This is a genomic window from Turicimonas sp. TL08, assembly GCF_054660695.1.
The window spans coordinates 36,742-54,821 of record NZ_BAAGDP010000018.1 but is presented as its reverse complement, the minus strand read 5'-3'; the positions used below and the strand labels follow the sequence as shown (position 1 = coordinate 54,821).

The 18,080-nt window shown below is 44.1% G+C and carries 15 protein-coding genes and 1 rRNA gene; 8 read left to right on the top strand and 8 right to left on the bottom strand.

Going from position 1 to position 18,080, the window contains the following annotated elements:
• Positions 1-110: ribosomal RNA gene (rrf, locus tag ACYQ4O_RS09635) — 5S ribosomal RNA — on the top strand; the annotation flags it as partial.
• A gap of 67 nt (positions 111-177) precedes the next feature.
• Here rrf and ACYQ4O_RS09630 read toward each other — a convergent pair.
• The 4 genes from ACYQ4O_RS09630 to ACYQ4O_RS09615 all read right to left on the bottom strand — a co-directional run bounded on the left by ACYQ4O_RS09630 (position 178) and on the right by ACYQ4O_RS09615 (position 3,422).
• A complete protein-coding gene (locus ACYQ4O_RS09630; protein ID WP_460175467.1) occupies positions 178-765 on the bottom strand; it encodes a hypothetical protein in 588 nt (195 codons plus the stop codon).
• Between the two features lie 42 nt (positions 766-807).
• Positions 808-945: a hypothetical protein gene (locus ACYQ4O_RS09625; protein ID WP_460175466.1), complete on the bottom strand. Its 138-nt coding sequence runs from the start codon at positions 943-945 to the stop codon at positions 808-810.
• Positions 946-1,030: 85 nt separating this feature from the next.
• Positions 1,031-1,669 (bottom strand): response regulator transcription factor, encoded by a 639-nt coding sequence (locus ACYQ4O_RS09620; protein WP_460175465.1) that lies wholly within the window; start codon positions 1,667-1,669, stop codon positions 1,031-1,033.
• 7 nt (positions 1,670-1,676) lie between these two features.
• Positions 1,677-3,422: a sensor histidine kinase gene (locus ACYQ4O_RS09615; protein ID WP_460175464.1), complete on the bottom strand. Its 1,746-nt coding sequence runs from the start codon at positions 3,420-3,422 to the stop codon at positions 1,677-1,679.
• Positions 3,423-3,960: 538 nt separating this feature from the next.
• Between ACYQ4O_RS09615 and ACYQ4O_RS09610 the strand changes: the two genes are divergently transcribed.
• The 6 genes from ACYQ4O_RS09610 (at position 3,961) to ACYQ4O_RS09585 (ending at position 9,578) form a co-directional block, all read left to right on the top strand.
• The gene (locus tag ACYQ4O_RS09610) at positions 3,961-5,421 is read left to right on the top strand and encodes an FAD-dependent oxidoreductase (protein ID WP_460175463.1); all 1,461 of its coding nucleotides are present in this window, start codon (positions 3,961-3,963) and stop codon (positions 5,419-5,421) included.
• A 14-nt stretch (positions 5,422-5,435) separates the two neighbouring features.
• Positions 5,436-5,783, top strand: a complete 348-nt coding sequence (locus ACYQ4O_RS09605; protein ID WP_460175462.1) for a cytochrome c3 family protein — start codon at positions 5,436-5,438, stop codon at positions 5,781-5,783.
• 478 nt (positions 5,784-6,261) lie between these two features.
• Entirely contained in the window at positions 6,262-6,783 is a 522-nt protein-coding gene (locus ACYQ4O_RS09600; protein ID WP_460175461.1) for an IS110 family transposase, read from the top strand.
• A gap of 18 nt (positions 6,784-6,801) precedes the next feature.
• Entirely contained in the window at positions 6,802-7,284 is a 483-nt protein-coding gene (locus tag ACYQ4O_RS09595) for a transposase (RefSeq protein WP_460175460.1), read from the top strand.
• An 822-nt stretch (positions 7,285-8,106) separates the two neighbouring features.
• Positions 8,107-9,237: an RNA-guided endonuclease InsQ/TnpB family protein gene (locus ACYQ4O_RS09590; RefSeq protein WP_460175459.1), complete on the top strand. Its 1,131-nt coding sequence runs from the start codon at positions 8,107-8,109 to the stop codon at positions 9,235-9,237.
• A gap of 86 nt (positions 9,238-9,323) precedes the next feature.
• Positions 9,324-9,578, top strand: coding sequence for a hypothetical protein (locus tag ACYQ4O_RS09585; RefSeq protein ID WP_460175458.1), 255 nt, complete (start codon positions 9,324-9,326; stop codon positions 9,576-9,578).
• Positions 9,579-9,870: 292 nt separating this feature from the next.
• Here ACYQ4O_RS09585 and ACYQ4O_RS09580 read toward each other — a convergent pair whose 3' ends face one another.
• From ACYQ4O_RS09580 to ACYQ4O_RS09570, 3 genes are read right to left on the bottom strand one after another with little or no spacing between them, the layout of a single operon-like run.
• Positions 9,871-10,605 (bottom strand): cytochrome b/b6 domain-containing protein, encoded by a 735-nt coding sequence (locus ACYQ4O_RS09580; protein ID WP_460175457.1) that lies wholly within the window; start codon positions 10,603-10,605, stop codon positions 9,871-9,873.
• Positions 10,602-11,582, bottom strand: coding sequence for a 4Fe-4S dicluster domain-containing protein (locus ACYQ4O_RS09575; protein ID WP_460175456.1), 981 nt, complete (start codon positions 11,580-11,582; stop codon positions 10,602-10,604). Before ACYQ4O_RS09575 ends, ACYQ4O_RS09580 begins: the two co-directional genes overlap by 4 nt.
• 12 nt (positions 11,583-11,594) lie before the next feature.
• Positions 11,595-14,741 (bottom strand): molybdopterin-dependent oxidoreductase, encoded by a 3,147-nt coding sequence (locus ACYQ4O_RS09570; RefSeq protein WP_460175455.1) that lies wholly within the window; start codon positions 14,739-14,741, stop codon positions 11,595-11,597.
• A 1,162-nt stretch (positions 14,742-15,903) separates the two neighbouring features.
• On the opposite strand from ACYQ4O_RS09570, the gene ACYQ4O_RS09565 reads away from it, so the two are divergent.
• Positions 15,904-16,416 carry a hypothetical protein gene (locus ACYQ4O_RS09565; protein ID WP_460175454.1) on the top strand — a complete coding sequence of 171 codons (513 nt, stop codon included), beginning with the start codon at positions 15,904-15,906 and terminating at the stop codon, positions 16,414-16,416.
• Between the two features lie 111 nt (positions 16,417-16,527).
• On the opposite strand, the gene ACYQ4O_RS09560 is transcribed toward ACYQ4O_RS09565, so the two are convergent.
• The gene (locus tag ACYQ4O_RS09560; protein WP_308513758.1) at positions 16,528-18,048 is read right to left on the bottom strand and encodes an SLC13 family permease; all 1,521 of its coding nucleotides are present in this window, start codon (positions 18,046-18,048) and stop codon (positions 16,528-16,530) included.
• Positions 18,049-18,080: the final 32 nt, after the last annotated feature.

Genomic DNA, 18,080 nt, shown 5'->3' with positions numbered 1-18,080 from the left:
AGGCCATAGCAGGGTGGAACCACTCCTTCCCATCCCGAACAGGACAGTGAAACGCCTCCACGCCGATGATAGTGAGTTGTATTTCTTGCGAAAGTAGGTAGCCTCCGGGCTCAATTATTTAAAACAGACCCTCGAAGTCATTACGGCTCCGAGGGTTTTGTCTTTCTTGAAGAACAATTATATTTTGCGTTCTCTCAGGATTTTTTGGATTTCATGCTTTTCTGCGTCAATCTTGTTCGGATTGGTTTTAGCACTTAAATCCTCTTTTTTCTTTTTGCCCAAGAAATAAGCAATTCTTTCAGCATTTGCGCCGGACGGATGTGGAATCTGAGGCAGCAAATTTTTTTCGTATTCGCTTCCTTTCAAAACTTTCTGAAGATAGTTGCTTACCTTGGGACCAAGAGGCAAGAGAAGAGCTTCCGGAGCCTTTTCTATTTCTTCAATGGTTAATGGTGCAGCAAAGCTGAAAAGTGCGGATTTCGGCTTTATATCGCTGGCAAAATTTGTTTCTTTTCCGTCTTTGACGAGGAAGGTTGGATAACGTATAGCGGAGGTCAGATTTCCGAGCTCTACATGTTTATCGAATAGCTCAGAAGTTGATTCAATGCCAAGGTAGTCGGCTACTCCGACATGATCCATCATTGCCACTAAGTTTTTTCTCATAGCGCCGCTGAAACTTCCAATTGGCTTGCATTTCTTCTGAATTTCTTCATCGGATAAACCTAATCGGATAAGCCGTTTTGCTTCAATAAGCATATTTTTCATTTGTTGTTCGCCGGGCGTGATGCCGATAACGAATATTTTTGCTTATGGATTTACATAGTCAAATGGCGCATAGTAGATTCTCTGCTCACTTAAGTCTTTGACTAGAAAATCGCTTTTGTCTTCAACGTCAGTAAAGTTGGCGATTGCATCTTTGTATTGGGAAAAGAGAGATTGTTTCATCTAAGGTCCTTAGATTTATTAAGATGACTAGATTTTGTCACCTATAACGCCATTTTTTGACTCATATATTTTTTAAAAAACATCCTTAATAACTGGGACGTCCTTTTTCCGTTACACGTTTGAAAAAATCTGCTAATTCATGAGGTTCTCTGAGACCAATTTTCTTTAGAGCTGCAGAGCGAATGACGTCGACGGTTCTTTTGGAAATGTTAAGCCGGGAGGCTATCAAAACCGATGTAAGTCCTTCTGCTACGAGTCTGCATACATCTTCTTCCCGCGGGGTCAGAGATGCCAAGACATGGCGTTCATGAATTATATCTGTCGCTCCAGCTCTAGCTTGTCTATCTTTATTTATTGCCCGTTCTATAGCTGGAATAAAAGTTTCTTGCTTTATTGGTTTTTGGAGAAAGTCGCAGGCACCGTCCTTCATCGTTTGCACAGCCATGTCGATGTCTCCATGACCCGTAAGAAAAACAATAGGACAAGGTGTACCCAGTTCGTTTAACCTTTCTTGAAGTTGGAGTCCACTCATCTTCGGCATCCTTACATCGAGCACGATGCAGCCTATACGACTCGGGGCATCCTTTATTAAAAACTCCTCTGCGCTTTCATAGGCCGCAACCTCATAGCCTTCGCATTCGAGTAAGAATGCCAGAGATTCCCGTAAAGAGTCATTATCGTCAACGATTCTAACTAATGGTTTCTCAGAGCGATTTGTGGTCATAACACTTTTAAGCTTTTATATAGTTTGCCGGACTAGTTTTTGGGAAAACAACTGAAACCTCAATTCCATGAGGTACTGATCTCTTAAACTCAATTACGGCCCCTAAATTTTCTATCAATCCTCGCACAATTGCCAAACCTAAGCCAAGACCTTCAGGCTTCATGCTGCTAAGAGGAGTGTTTAATGCTTCGAACTGTTCATCCGTTAACCTAGGTCCGTTATCTCGAATTATGATTCGAGGAGAGATATGAAAAGAAGAATCCTCTGGAGAAGAAGGTATATTTTCAGGAGAAGATGTGTCAGGATCTGCATTTCCATTACAGATAACAATCTCTACCTCAGGGTTTGGAGAGCTAGAAGCTGCTTCTACTGCATTTTTTAGAAGGTTGACTACGATCAATTCAATTTCCAAAGGATCAGCAAATATTTTGATATTAACTTCATTTGTCTTTATTCGAATATTGGATATATCCGTGGCTTTCTGAATAGCATACACAGCTTTGTCTACAACCGAACGTAAGTCCAAAAGCTCTCTTCCTGTTTTTTGTCCTTTGGCATATTCTCGAACTTTAGAGACTATCCGATCGGCACTGTAAGCTTCCTCCTGGATTTTCTTTAGACCCTTTAACAAAGTATTTGCCTGAGATAGATTTCCTGCTTTCTCGACAATTCTTAATAAGCCAAGTGAATAGTTGACGATGGCGCCTAAAGGCTGTCGAAGCTCGTGAGCAATAATTGTGGATATTTGACCTACAGCTCCGGTTTTCTGCAATAGAAGAATTCTCTTTTGAGCTTCATGTCTCTGCGCTTTTTCTTTTAGACGAGCTTGCTCCTGTTCGTGAAGTTCAATGGTTCTCTTTTTTAATAAATAAGATGTTCGGAACATATGAATAAGAAACCCGAATAACAAGCAACCTAGCAGAACAATTAATTCGCTTCTTTCAGCCCATATCCTTTTCCAAGTCCACTCTCTTAAGTATTCGTATGGGCCTAATTTCAATTTCTGATAGATTTGATCTACTTCTGAGAAATCGCTTGCGACACCCCATCTTCTTCCTTCTGTATCAGGTTTCATCGCCAGAACAGCAAGTGTCGCTCTTCGTGCTACTTCGGGCGCAGCATGCGGAGTGGAAAATAATGTCCAGTTAGGATACAGCTTAGTCGAGGATACGCATCCAGATGAAGTTTTTCCGATTGCACCCAATACCTTAAAAATTGAAGTATCTACCCCTTTTTCTTGGCTTTCCTCCAAAAAACAAGTTCGTAGAATTGCTACATCAGCTTCCTTGTTCTTTAATACTTCAAGAGCGTGCGGCATGTTATTGCCAAGGAGTATTTTATGGGAGAAAAATTTATCAGGATCGTAACCCTCCGAGGCGATCCTATCAAGGCCGATAAGCCATCCGGCAAAGGCGGTAATTCCTGTAATAGTAACCTTTTTCCCTTTAAGATCTGCAAGAGAGCTTAGATCTGCCCGATCCTTTAACACAACAAAAACTGAACCTTCCGCATGATTGGGATCAGGATGTTTGTTGCTAATAACTGTCGCTAAGTCTTTAGCTCCTCTTTCCAAACTTCGTCGGTAGGTGCCAGCCGAACTTAGGACTAAATCCGTATTAGAGGCGTCTATTTTTCTGCCGGAGTAGACGTAAGCCTCAAAATTTCCTCGTCCAAATTCATTTCGTAATTTCTCAAGCGTCCTCCAGAGAAGAGGTGAGTTGTCATTCGGTAATGCAAATTTTGTTATTGCCATTCTTATGAAAGGCTTTGATTTATCCCGAGGTCCTTCAGGAGAAATAATCGCAGAACCTATTGGAGTCCGTATTAGTTTTAAATTTTTAGAGTCAGTTTGTTCAGTGCTTGTGAAGAGAGTACTGCTGGAATTTTCTATTTTCTTTTGTCCATTCACTTCACTTGTTAGGCTTATAAAAAGAGCACAAAAAATAATGAGACTTGCACTTAATCTTTTCATAAATCAATAAGCGGAGAGGAGGGACCTTTTTCAGCTTACCAGCCTGACAGCCATTTAGGTTTAGTTCAGAGGTCAGGACTTCCCTGAGGTCCTAAAATCTTCCTCCACAAAAAATAGTCAAGACTTGGAGGTTGGGAAGGATAAGTAGGCAGAGACCTACAGCGTCTGAGTAGGTACTTTCAGATGGGAGTTTTTATTTATAGAGAATTAGAATTTTTTGAGTAAGTCTTGATCCAGATCAATATGCATAAGTATCTATCTCCGGAGAATGACTGACAAGGATAAAACATTTTTCTCAGTTGACTCTCAAGGATAGAAAATGATCTCTAGACGTCAGTATTTAAAAACAGGATCGACATTACTTGCTCTTTTAGGCTCTTCATGCGCTACAGCAAAAGCTGCCACTGCTCCAGGCAACCAAGTTACTCTTCAATACGATGTGGTTGTGGTTGGAGCAGGTACCGGCGGTCTCGTAACTGCGATTCAAGCGCATGATTTGGGACTTAAACCTATTGTTGTCGAAAAAATGGAGTGCCCAGCGGGAAATACTATTTATGCAATGGGATCCTTCGCAGCTTTCGGTACCAACCTACAGAATGAAGCAGGGGTTAAGGACTCAAAGGAAGCTTTCTATAGAGATTTTATGAAAGTCTCCGAGGATCGTGCAGATCCTGAACTTGTTCAGGTCTACGTAGACAATATTTCAGAGGCAGTTAATTGGCTGCAGAAAGATTTAGGAATTGCATTTAAACCGCTTAAAAAAGGCGTCTTCTCTCGTTGGCCTGCGGTGGATGGAAAAGGAATTACTGGCGGCGGCCAACTCATTCGATCTTTAGTGAAAGAAGCGGAAAAACGCAAGATTCCTTTTCTCTTCAATGCCAAAGTAAATAATCTTCTTGTCAATGAAAGAGGACACGTTATTGGCGTGACGGCTCAGTCAGACGACGAAATAAAAACTATTCATGCTAAGGATGGCGTGGTTATTGCAACCGGAGGATTTTCTGGTAATTCTGAAATGCTCAACACCTACATGGGAGGCACTCTTTCCAGACTTTGTCTTAGAGGCAGTCCATATGTTACCGGAGAGAACGTTACTCTTACCCGTCCTCTGGGTGCCCGCTTGGTGAACATGGACCAATTCCATTGCGGACCTATCGTGGCCGACACTCATTTAAACCCAAACATTGTAATTAACTCCGGAACAGGTTTTGAAATTGACGAAAACGGTAAACGCTTTGTGGATGAAAATTCGGTCTATACCGCTAAGTGTCGGACGACTGTACTGAAAACCCGCCGCAATATGGGCTGGCATATCATGTCGTCCAATTGTGAGAGAACAAAAGCTGCTGTCGAAAAGTACAAAAAGCTTAATACTGTGTTCTATGAAGGAAATACCCCGCAAGAACTGGCTCAAAAACTTGGTATCGATCCTAAAGCTTTTGTCGAATTATTTAACGCTTATAACAAAGCCGTTAAAGACAACACGCTAAAGAACTGGGAACCTCCCTGCACACTTAAAAACCCAGTGGAATTGACCGAGGCTCCTTTCTATGCTTTCCCCTTCCAAGGAGGTATTACAGCGACTTTTGGTGGGCCGAAAATTAATACGAATGCTCAGATTATCAATAATGAAGGTCGTCCGATCAGAGGTTTGTATGCTGTCGGGAATGCCGCCGGAGGATTATTTTTTGCCAACTATATCGGAGGAGCTCAGCTCGGGGGTGCAACGGTATTCGGCCGAAAAGCTGCTGCACATATGGCATTACACCACTCAAACTAAATTCGGAGCATACGATGAAAAAATTATTTAATTCTATAGTTCTTGCTTGTGCTGTGGCTCTTTCCACAAGTGCTTTGGCCTCTCCAAATGACGGGAACTTTTTGGCTCAACGTCACATGAAGAAAGGAATTCAATGCGCACAGTGCCATAGCAATAATGATGTAAACAAGCCTGTACGAAAAGCCGAGTGTCTAACCTGCCATCAGAGTTATGAAGCAATGGCAAAGCGTACGAGCGGTGTCGAGCCAAACCCTCATTACAATCATTACGGGGATCGAGATTGTTCTACTTGCCATAAGGGGCACCAGAGATCCGAGGTTTCCTGCAACACCTGTCATAAGTTTTCGCTAAAAACGCCGTAAAGGAGTTTGTAACAACCTAAGGGGATGCTGCTGCGGAGGAGTTCCTTTTCTCATCACAGTTGAAGAACTTCTCCGTACTGGTCCTCCTACCTTCCCATAGAATTTTCATCCTGAGCAAGGCCATATTGATGAAGATTTCTATGAATTTTGCTTTTAGCTCATTCGCCGAGAAACCTCCGTCCGAAAAGGCAGAGATGAGAGGAGTTTCGTTTTACCTTGATCTTGTACATATTTTTCTAACGATAATGACAGCATCCTTTAACAACGCCCTCGCCGATCGACCTGCCGAAGTTGCTTCAAAGGTTTGTCAGAAGCCGGGTTAAGAATCGCTGAATAAACGAGGAAGCGGGTTATGCTCTTTAACAATTAGAACTTTTGGAGAACTCCTTGCAGAAGTGAGGGCCTCCGGAAGATTCTCAGAATCTTTACGGCATCTAAGTGCCAAATGAACTTACCAGATCATTAAAAGGAGGCCCTCATGAACAATGATACTTCATATCACGCCACAGTCGGAATCGATATCGCCAAAAATGTATTTCAGGTTTTCAAACTCACAGAGGAAGGAGAGGTAAGCAATAGAGACGTTAAGCGTTCGGACTTTTTAAAACAGTTTCAGAACTGTCCTCGCTGCCTGATCGGAATGGAAGCCTGCGGCTCTTCTCAGTACTGGGCGCGCGAACTTCAAGCTCTCGGCCACGATGTTCGACTCATGCACCCCAAAGCCGTCAAACAATTCGTTAAAGGGTTCAAAAACGACCGCAATGACGCCGAAGGGAACCACCGGGCGCTGATTAACGGTGTGAGAGCTGTGGCTGTGAAAACTCCGAGAATTCGGGATATCAATACCCTGCTGACGATGCGGGATAAACTCATCAGAGATAAGATCAAGACAGTCAATCACGTTCGGGGAATCCTCTCTGAGTACGGTATCGTGATGAACAAGAGCGTCACGGCGTTTATGAAAAACGTTGGAGCCTCCGTCGCCGAGCTTGAATCTTAGGATGATGTATGGCCCGCTGTGGTTCTGCAAATCAAGAGCAGTCTGGAAGACATCCGCAAAACCATTGACCGGATCAAAGAGATTGATAAGCAGCTCGAAGCCTTAGCAAAAGAAACCAAGAACTATGAGAGGTTCAAAACGGCTCCGGGGGTCGGTTCGGTCACTGCCGCAATGCTGTGTGTTTTGCTGGCGGAACCGTCTTTATTTAGAAACGGAAGACAGTTCGCTGCTTACCTCGGCTTGGCACCGATGAGTTTTGGATCCGGTGGAAAGAATATATTCTGCTCCATTCCGAAGAAGAGCGGCAATATTGCGGTGAGAGCACTCATGGTGCAGTGCGCTCACTCGAAAGCAAAGAACTCGTATCCGAGCGGGTGGGTCGAGAGTATTTTAAAAGGAAACCCAAAAAAGTGGCGGTTATCGCGATTGCAAACCGGTTGGCGCACCAGCTCTGGGCTATGGCCAAGAAGGGTGAGGACCGGAAGAAGCAATCCGTCTTAGCAGCTGTTGATAAATAACATACTTAACATCAAAGAACTTCTTAAAAACTAGACTTTCAATAAATGTGAAATCGGTTACACCGACCTCTGGAAGACCTGTAGAGACTTTCAGCATATAAATGCTTTTTTCTAAATTAGGACCGGAGGTTGGTTATTCATTTTGGCCGCTGCCGTTAGTTGAGCAGATCAAGAGGTCGGATAAGAAATCAGTTTACCAATCTACAAATTGTGACCGGATACGGAAATATTGAAAGGAAAAAAAGAAGAAGTAGATGATGATGAAGTAACTTCCAATTCTTTAAAAGATAATTTTCCGAAGGCTACGGCTTCCGGAAAGAAATTTTTGTACCCTAAAGAATCCGTCGAGTCTGGTTGAGCAGGAATTTGAGCGTAAAAGTACAAGCGTGAAAGAGCATTCAGAAAACGCTTGAGGCACAGGGGTGGTTGCAAGATGCCGCGTAGTATGACGTTGAGCAAAAAATAGCCACGGTTACTGAAAGTTCTTAACTCCGGGAACCTCTCTAGAGTAATCTTCGAAGAGTTGGCTTTCAAAAATCCTACGAGATTTGAAACTGAAATTTGCGGAGGAGTTTCCTACAACGTGAATATGGTCTGCCTCTCCGTTAATTTCAAGTACGAAACAGCCTTTTGATTCTGCCAATGAACCCAAATTCCTCTGAGGTAGGCCAATACCGTCTCAGACATTTTCTTTCTTCGATATTTTGTTGTGAATATCAAATGCACCACAAGATTTGTGACCGAGTGTCTTTTTTGCAGAAGGGGTAACTGATCTGTCATACAATTAAGTAGATAAGGAAATGAGATGTTGCAGGCTACGAAAGTTCGGCTGTACCCGACTAAAGAACAAAAAGAATTTTTATCCGGCCAATTCGGAGCTGTGCGCTTTTGTTTTAATCGCTCTGCAGCACTGAAAAAGAGATTTTATGAAAAGAAGAGCATATCTCTTTCCATTATTAAGGAATTGAAGCCGCTGCTCTCAATAGCAAAGAAGTCCCGCAAATACGCTTGGCTTGCCCAATATGATTCGATTAGCTTGCAGGAAGCCGTTCGTCATGCTGACACAGCATTTAAAAACTTCTTTGCCAAAAGAGCTAAATATCCTAAGTTCAAAAGCAAAAACGGAAAACAATCCAGTTACCACTGTACAAGCGTATCCGTTGGCGAAAATTGGATAAAGATTCCGAAGTGCGATCCGATTAAAGCCGTAATCCACCGTCCGATTCTTGGCATCGTTAAAAGCATCACAGTGACAAAAGATCGTGTAGGAGAGTATTACGCCTCTGTTCTATGCGAAACAGAAGAAAAAGAACCCGAATCTATCAAGGTGCTTAAAGAATCAGCAATTAAAGGAATTGATGCAGGGATTAAAGTATTTCTTACAGATTCGGACGATCAGGAGATTGAGAATCCGAAAAGTCTAACCCGTCAGCTGAAAGCACTTCGTAAGCTGAGCAAAGCCGTCTCCAGAAAACAGAAAGGAAGTCATCGAAGAAAGAAAGCAGTAGCGAAACTGAGCAAATTCCATCGAAAAGTTTCTCGGAAAAGAGAGGACTTTCAACATAAAGTCTCAAAGCGAATGGTTGACGAAAGCCAAGCAGTCATTGCGGAGAGTTTAAAAATCAAGAATATGCTGCGCAATAAAAGGTTATCTCGTTCAATAGCAGATGCAGCGTGGGGCAGTTTTTACAACAAACTTGCATATAAATGCAGGAAAGCAGGAAAGCCGTTTGTACAAATAGACAGTTTCTATCCTTCTTCCAAGATGTGTCCCCGCTGTCTGCATAAATTTGAAGAGCTGACTCTTACTATGAGGCAATGGGTTTGTCCTCATTGCGGACAGCATAACCAACGAGACTATGCCGCTGCATTAAATATTAAGAGGCAGGGCATAGTGCAGTTAAAGGCGGCTGGGCATACCGTCTTGCGGCAATAGCCGTAACTCATGGAGACACTGTAATTCCTTACGAATGTAAGGTTGGAGTCGATGAAGTGAGAAGCCTCGTCCGAAAGGCCGGGGAGATGTCACCAGCTGAAGCTATGCGCACCCTCGCTAGGCCAATTGACGGTGACAAGCCTATCGTTGCCGGAGAGAGCGGTGCGGCAGGAGTTGCGGCTCTCATTGAAATAATGACGGATCCTCGTTTTGAAAAACAGCGTCAAGCGATGGGGCTTGATGAGAATGCAAAGGTGCTGTGCATTTCGACTGAAGGCGACACCGATAAGGCTAATTATCAAAGAATCATGGAAGGAGCATACCCAAGGCAAGAGTCGTAAACAACTTCAAAACTGAAAGTAGAGAGAAACCATTATCGGGAAGCATACTTCTGCTCGGAGTCAGGAAAATGCTTCTCGTTTTTTATTGGAATCCGCACCAATCGTTCAAATCCTACGTATCCGGTATGACAAAGTCCGCAAAAGTGCGGACCTTATTAATTGGGCGTGTGAGTTGAGCCCGGGTTTGCGTGAAGTGACTTAACAGCATACCGGCTGTACCAACCTTTCAAGAAGGTGCAGCCGGAAATTAGAGATTGGACTTCAATCAGGAGCCAAAGAGACACTTCAAAGGTTATTGATTAGGCATCTTTCTGCCGTCCTCTACTTCGACCACGTTTTTACCGCTGGTAATTTCCACATCGGCCCAGTAGCCCCAGTGGTAGACGGCATCCGTTTCGCTTACCTTACCGTCACCAAACATTAACCGGACAGTACCGCGATACGGCGTGAAAATCCCAAGGCCTAGGTAAGCATGAGCCATCCCGAAAACAGCAATGAGAATAAAACACACTACGTGAACGACTCTTGCCCAGACAATAGTAGAAGCACTCCACTCAACAGCCCATCTGCCTTCAGGTAAGAAACCGGTGCGAGACCATAGAATTAAACCGCTTATGGCTGCAATTATTACAGAGAATAACAACAGGCCGTCTGCCGCTCTTTGAGCACCTTTTACTTCTCTTTGCGGTGGCATATGAAACTTTGATGGGAAGAACATATACGGTACGAAATAGAGCCCGTACATCACATCGTCGCGATTCCATTTTTGGAAGATATCGACACGCCAAAACCTTAAGAATCCTTTGAAGTCAAAGAAAATAACCAGTAAAGGCACGACGATGAGCGGAATGGCGATTAATCGGTGCGTCCATCTCATCGCGATCGTGAAATCAGAACCTACCGCATTATTCCAAGCTTGAATTAATACGAACAAGCCGGTAATAGTTAAGGTAATTACAGAAATAGCTGCAGTCCAGTGGGTAAGTCTTGCAGTGACTGAATGTCTCTTAATATATTTCGTGATCATAGCTGAGCTCCTTTATTAGAGTCATTCTTCTTGAAGCTGTCCAAGTACTGTTCATTGATTTCCTGCTGCTTCTGATATTGGACGTTATCTTCGGCCAGACGCTTCTGGACAAGTTCTTCAGCAAAATTCTTTTGTCTTTCATTCCATGTTTCTTTGTCTTGCTCGACAGTGAGTTTGTGCTTCTTGTAGCCCAATGTCATGAAGTAAGACAGAGCTAACCCGGCGACGGTAACACCTGCCGCAATAGCGGTTGCAGGCTTAGAAACGGTATGGATGAATTTGGTTGCTGCCGAAAGAGAAGGATCGGTCGGTAAACCATAAGCCTCATGGTTATATTTGCAGACGGTTAAGATATGGAGTCCGCCCATTTCTTTTTCGCCGTAAAGTTCTGCATCTTTGTATCCTCTGCTCTTAGCAAATTCAACTTGGCGATGACCTTCTTCAATCATTTTCTCTCTCGGGCCGAACATCAGAGCTTCCGGCTGACAAGCTTTAACGCAAGCCGGAACTTCACCGTTATTCAGACGGGAATAGCACAGGTCGCACTTGTCAATTTTTTGAAGTTTGCCGTGATAACGAGGTACGTCAAACGGGCAAGCTGGCTGACACAATTCACATCCGATGCAGACTTTGTCATTGAACGTGACGGCACCGTTTTCCTCATGTTTCAGAGCACCGGACGGGCAGGCGTCTACACATCCGGCATCAGTGCAGTGGAAACAAGACTTACGTCCGAAAGCCCATTGAACCGGTCTGTAAGGGTCATCGGTTTCTTTTTCATTGAAAGTAATGATTAAACGTGTTTCACCATCGAGATCAACCGGGGACTGATAGCTTCCCGGGAACGGGTAGGCATTAAAGCCAAGAGATGAAAACAAATCATTCCATTGTTTACAAGCTATCTGACATCCTTTGCATGCAGTGCAGCGGGTGGAGTCAAATAACATCGCCATTTTTTTTCCAGTATATTCAGACATGATGGAATTCCTTTAGGCAACTTTTTCAATATTGACGAGGAACGCTTTGTATTCAGGAATAAAGCTGTTTCCGTCACCTACATTTGGCGTGAGATCGTTCATCGTGTCTCCCGTGGAATAACACGACTGCCAACTCCAGTGCCTAATCAGTCCAATGACATGAGTCTTTTTGCCGTTGATCATCAGCGGTTTAAACCGGACGGTTACCATTGCGAAAGCTTGAACGGATGCACGTCTGTTAAAGATTCTGACTACATCGCCATTCTTGATGCCTTTTTCTTCTGCCAGTTCCTTCGAGATTTCAATGAAAGGACGAGGCATAATTTGAACCAACCAAGGCTGGTTTCGGGTCTGAACACCGGATTGCCAGTGTTCGGCCATCGCATAAGTTGTAGCCACAATCGGGAATTCTTCCGGACTGCCGCGGTTAACGCCCGGCAAATCGGTAAACTGAATCATCGGATCGTTCTGATGGCCGTTGAAGACATTCTTGGTCGGCGATTCAAACGGTTCGTAAGCTTCGGAGAATGGACCGTCAACCATCTGTTGAGCAAAAAGTCTCGAGCATTCTTCCCAAGTCATATCGAAAGCTTTGTTATTAGGCGGAACCGGAACTACCGTACCGTTAGGAAGTTTTTCACTAGCAACGAAATCCGGAACGTCATTGCACTTCCATGAGCTGCCATTCCATTCAACAAGTGTTTTTTCAGGATTCCACGGCTTGCCCTGCATATTGCAGCTAGCGCGGTTATACAGAATTCTGCGGTTTGCCGGCCAAGAGAAGCACCAACCGGAATAAAGAGCAAGATCAGTCGGGTCAGCCATTGAACGTCTTGTGCAAGGCTGCATCATCGGTTCCCACTTGTGAGGATCGTTGTTGTAGTAACCGGAGTAAATCCAAAGACCGCAGGCAGTAGAGCCATCAGCTTTCAGATCACTAAAGCTCTTGATGAGTTTACCGGTCTTAGTGTTATAACCGTTTAATGCATGAGCTGCCGCTAATACATCGAGTTTGCCGTTTGGATTTCTATAGTTCCAATTGACCTTTGTGACTTGGTCAGGGCAGGCTCCGCCTTCTTTTCTATAGAGGTGCTGCAGTCTCAAGAAGAGCAAGGAAAGGATTTCGAAATCGCTCTTTGCGTCGCCCATCGGTTCGACAGCTTTCTGTCGCCACTGAATCCAACGTCCGGAATTGGTAATGGAACCTTCTTTTTCGAAGATCATCGCTGCCGGTAGCATATAAACCGTTGTATTGATCTTTGCAGGATCCATTCCCGGAGCTTTCCAGAAAGTAGCGGTTTCAGTCGGGAACCAGTCAGCCACAATCAACCAGTCAAGGTTGCGCATTGCCTCACGGGCAAATTTGGCGTTCGGCGTAGAAGTGGCCGGATTGCTGGCCATGACGATGTAGCCTTTACACTGGTTTTGGTTCATGTAGTGGAAGCTTGGCATCGTGGAGTCGTTATGCGCCAATGTGCGTTTCGGCCATAAGTCATAGCAGTAGTCATTGTCTACCGTTGCGTTGTCACCGTACCACTCCTTGAGCATGGAAACCAGAAGTTTCGGTTTATTCATATAGAAGCCGCTTCCCGGTGTCTCTGCATTCAAGTAAGCCGTAAGGTTCGGGTGCTGTTCTGCAATCGGCCATGCTAAATAACCCGGCGTGCTGTCCATACCGATACCCATGTCGGTTGAACCTTGAACGTTGGATTCGCCTCTTAAAGCATTGATGCCGCCGCCGGCAACACCGATGTTGCCGAGCAAAAGCTGAACCATACACATGCTGCGGCAGTTTTGAGAGCCGTAGTGGTGCTGAGCTTGTCCTAATGCGTAAATGATGCTGCCGCTCTTTCCCGGAGCGCCGGTCGAAGCAAATGTTTCATAGACTTTTTCCAGAACATTCTTTTCAATGCCGGTGACTTGAGAAACTTTATCAATGGTGTAGCGAGAATAGTGCTTTGCCATTAAGTTAAGAACGCAGTTCGGATCTTGAAGTGTGGGATCTTTTTTAGGAACTAATTCATCCGGCGGAGTGAACTTCGGTACACCCGGATCATTTACCCATTTGCCGTCTTCGCCATGAGCGTCTTTCCAGCTTAATTTCTTTTCCAGCTGGTATTTCCAAGTGCGTGTTTTGTAATTCTTAGCCTCAGGATCCCAGCCGGAGAAAAATCCCGTTTCCGGGTCAAATCCGAATGCCGGATCAATCAAATATGAGGCGTTGGTGTAATTTAAAACGTATTCTTTCTGATAAAGGCCGTTGGACAGAATGTAGTTCATCAAGCCGCCAAAGAAGGCGATGTCGGTACCCGGACGGATGTGAGCATAGATATCAGCTTGGGAGGCGGTACGCGTAAATCTCGGGTCGACAACAATCCATTTAGCTCCTTTGTCGATTCCTCTGTGAATCCAACGAGAGGACAACGGATGGTTTTCGCAGTTGTTGGAACCGATGGTCATATAGACATCAGAGTTTTTGAAGTCGCACCAATTGTTGGTCATAGCGCCGCGGCCGAATGACGGTGAAAGACCGGAAACAGTAGAAGATTCGCAGACGCGTGCCTGGTTATCGATTTCTACCATGCCTAAAGAGCGGCAGAATTTGTTGAAAGCGAAGCATTCTTCGTTATTGACTTTGCCGCAGCCGAAGGCTGCAATACCTTGTGTGCGGTTGACCGTGACGCCGTTGTCGGTTGCGGTAAATGTTTCGTCACGAGTTTTTTTGATTGCTTGTGCCATTTCGTTGATGGCATTGCTCCAAGAAATCGGTTCCCACTCAGACTTGCCCGGTCTGCGGACCAAAGGCTGAGTCAAACGATATGGATGCGGAACCAATTTTCCTTTTTTATCGATGATGTCGCAGAGACCTATCAAAGAAGAACCTTTTGCGCAAAGACCTCCTAAATTAATCGGGTTATCCGGATCGCCTTCTACGTTGACGATTTTTCCGTTGCGCGTAGAGGTGATGACACCGCAGCCGCCTGCACAGAAGCAGCAGATGCCAACGTTTTCTCGGGTTTCCTGCAGTTTCCAAGGAAGTTTTTGCGATGGGAGGAATCGATCTCCGGCAAGCGCCATGTTAGCGGCACCTATCAGGCCAAATGCACCGGAAGACTTTAGAAAAAGCCTGCGGGTAGTTTTTAAATTTTGCAAGGACATTTTATGCCTCAGGGGTAGTGTTAACACTAATTAGATAGTTCTGCAGACGAGTCTAGGTCTGGGGGTGTTATATAGATTTTCAAGACCTACCAGAATGGGTTTATGTCCTTGATTCGATGACGCATTTTGGGTGCGAGGAGATGTTTGAACGGATTTTTTTACTAGTTAGGAGTAAGGCTTAAAGATTAAAAGGTTAGTTTTAAAATTGAGGAGAGGGGTTGATTGGTTCGAAAGAAAAGACCTCCATCAATTATTCTTTTCTTTTTTTATAAGAGCTGTCCTTGTAGATAGCTTGGGTATCCTGTCTTCTAATTAAAACTTTGGTTTGAACGAAAGCAAATATTAAAACGTAAACTCTTTTGGAGAAGAAAACAACATCCCATTGTTTTATCTAAGAAATCTTAATCTCACAGACCATATCTTGTTCGAAGTTCAGTAAAAACAACTTCAACGGGAATGCCTTTGCCTTCTTCAATTTGTTTATATCCTTTTTCTAATTCGGCATAAAATTGTGCTGCTGAACTCTCCGCCTTACAGAGGAGTGGCCGAGGACGGAAAGTTTTGTGACACAGGAAAAATCTCTGTTCTAAAATCTTTTTTAATGCCGTAAAGTAGCGAAAACAATTTCTTCTGCAGCGTTTCATCGATCTTGAAATTAATTCCCATATTTTTAAGGCCAGAAATAAATATTCTGTGGGAGGAGTGTTGTCTTAACGGCTTACTAATGCCCGGTAATTCGAAAGAATAGAGTAGGGCTCTGCTGGAAGAACTCCCTACAGTACGGTCGACTGTCTTGATGTTGAAGCAGTTGCATCTGTTTTGTTTTACAGCAGGATATAGCGAATTTGAATAACGTAAGTGCTCTTGTTGTACGTTGTGTGATCAAAAGTTGATTGAAGGTAGAAAGACAATTTCTGCGCATTCAGCTTTAAAACTTTTAATCATTTTTCCGCAGGCTTTCGGACTGACTTAAAGAAAAATTTCCTTTGGTTGTTCCTCTAAGAAAATTCATTAGCCGACAGATAACAAGCCAAGAAGTGACAGGCAGAAACCTTTTCGAGTTCTCAGAAAAGCAATGAGACGGATACAGCTGCAGGAGATTCCATAAAAACTAAAGCAAGCGGGAAAATTTATCCATATCCAATTAGTAAAGGAGAGATTCATGAGTCTAATAGAACTTAGACAGGCATTTGAGCCGTACAGAAAGCCAATGTTGATGGTTTTTCCGGATCCGGCCGGAGGATACTTCATAGCTGAGATGTCCAAGTTGCAATTCTGTGATCTCAAGTACGCTGAGGATCCATATCTCGGGCCTTCCGTTTCGTTGTGGAGGGCAGATGAAAATGGAGAGTACTCTCGTATGTTTGTTTGGACTTGTTGCTTAGACTACATGGATATGATTGATGATTCAATTGAGACTTATATCGCTGAGGTGGCTTCCCGAAAAGGTTTCACAGTTGAATTTTTCTCTGACGCCGATAGCGTGATCGATGCGAAGTTGCCGACGTACTTCGAGGATCCTACCTACAGTGGCTTTGATCTGTTTGTTTTTCGAAAACAGATTCTTGAATATGAAGACTCTTTTCCGTTATCTGCCGAATCTCACAAAAAACTTGAAGAAGCTATCAAAGAGCTGAGGAAAAGAAATGTCCCGGGCCATATGCCGTGTCCTTGATCTGGCCGGAATACAACGGATTGGATAACTCAAGTTTGGTTAAGAGGAAGTTTTAGAGAGGTAAGGAAAAGAAACAGGCAGAGTTTTTAAGCTCTGCCCGTAGCTCAATTTTTAGAAAAATCCCGGAGTGATGCCAAGCCACTTGAAGTAAGTAGCGCCGGCCAATAAAAGTCCTGCCCAGTACAGCAGAGACATTACAAAACCGTAATAGAACGATTCGCCCATGGTGTATTTGTTTGTGCCGTACAGCATGGCGTTTGGTTTTGCATTGAATGGCAGGCTCCAGCATACGTTGATGCAAAGAGCAACTGGAATGGCCAAGGATAAGATGTCAATCTTCAGCTCTTGTGCAATGCCGATAACGATAGGCATGAAAATGATCGTGCGCATATTCTTGCTTTGGAAAATAAAGTGGCTGGCAATAAATATGCCGGTCAAAAGAGCATAAAGTGAGAAATAGCTCATGGAAGCAAGACCGAGCGTGTCCATCATGGCCTTGGTCAGCGTGTCCATTAACTTCGTTGTAGTTAAGCCTGCACCGAGAGCGTACGCACCTGCCGAGAAAATCATCAGATGCCAAGGAACATCAACGTCATTCCAATTTAAGAGTTTGAATTGAGGAGTGAGCATAATGACCGCTCCGGCCATGGCAACGACGGTAGCATTAAGACCGTGAATTTTATCGGTGGCCCACACTAAAAGTACTAATCCGAAAACAATGATGGCTTTGAGCTCATTGAGTTTAACCGGACCTAGATCCTCGTAGGCCTTCTTAAGAGATTCCATCCCGCCTTCAAGTTTCGGAAGAGTATCTTCTTTCGAGACCGGAAAGATGAATCTCATGCCGAGAGCATAACCGATGATTCCAAAACCGATGACCAAAGGAAGGCCGGCCATCAACCAATCGAAATAATAAATTGTGCAGCCGGCACCGGCTAAGAGTGCAATTGCAAGCAAGTTGGCGCCGGAGCCTGTCATAAAGGCATTGCAGCTGGCATTAATCATAACCAGGTTGTACAGCACCAAGTTTCTGGAGAAATTATTGGTTTTATCGGTTCCCGGAGCTCCGTAAACGGCAGAAATCACCATGAACAGCGGCATCATCAAAGCGGCTTTAGCAGCGGTCGCATTAATGAAAGCTGCCAAGATCACATTGATTCCTAGAAATGTCAGGAATATTGCAGAAGCATTTTTACCGAATCGAAGAATCAGCCACAAAGCGACTCTCTTGACGAGCTGAGTCTTTACTAAGGCACTAGCCAAAATAAATGCCGCAACGTTCAGCCAAATAACCGGATCGCCCAAAGTTGCCATTGCCGGCTTCGCTTTGAGTATTCCGGTTAGAACCAGTCCGCAAATCAAGATCATGGAGGTGACATAGTTTGGAACCGTTTCGCTAATCCAGAGAAACAGCGATGTCGCAAAGAGGGCGAACATAATTTGCTGTTTGTCATTGAGGATTGGAATCGGAATGAAGTAAGCCAAAAGCACGTAGATGGCCGCGGCAATAGGCAGGCCCCAACTCTTAAAGAATTCACCGACTTTTGTTAATTGTTTCTTCGGAAGCTTATTCAAAGAATAAGCATTCAAATCCAGAGGATCAAAGTTTTGCTGGCTGGTATTTGTAGTCATATTCTTCAAGGCGGTATTTCACCGCCTCCCTT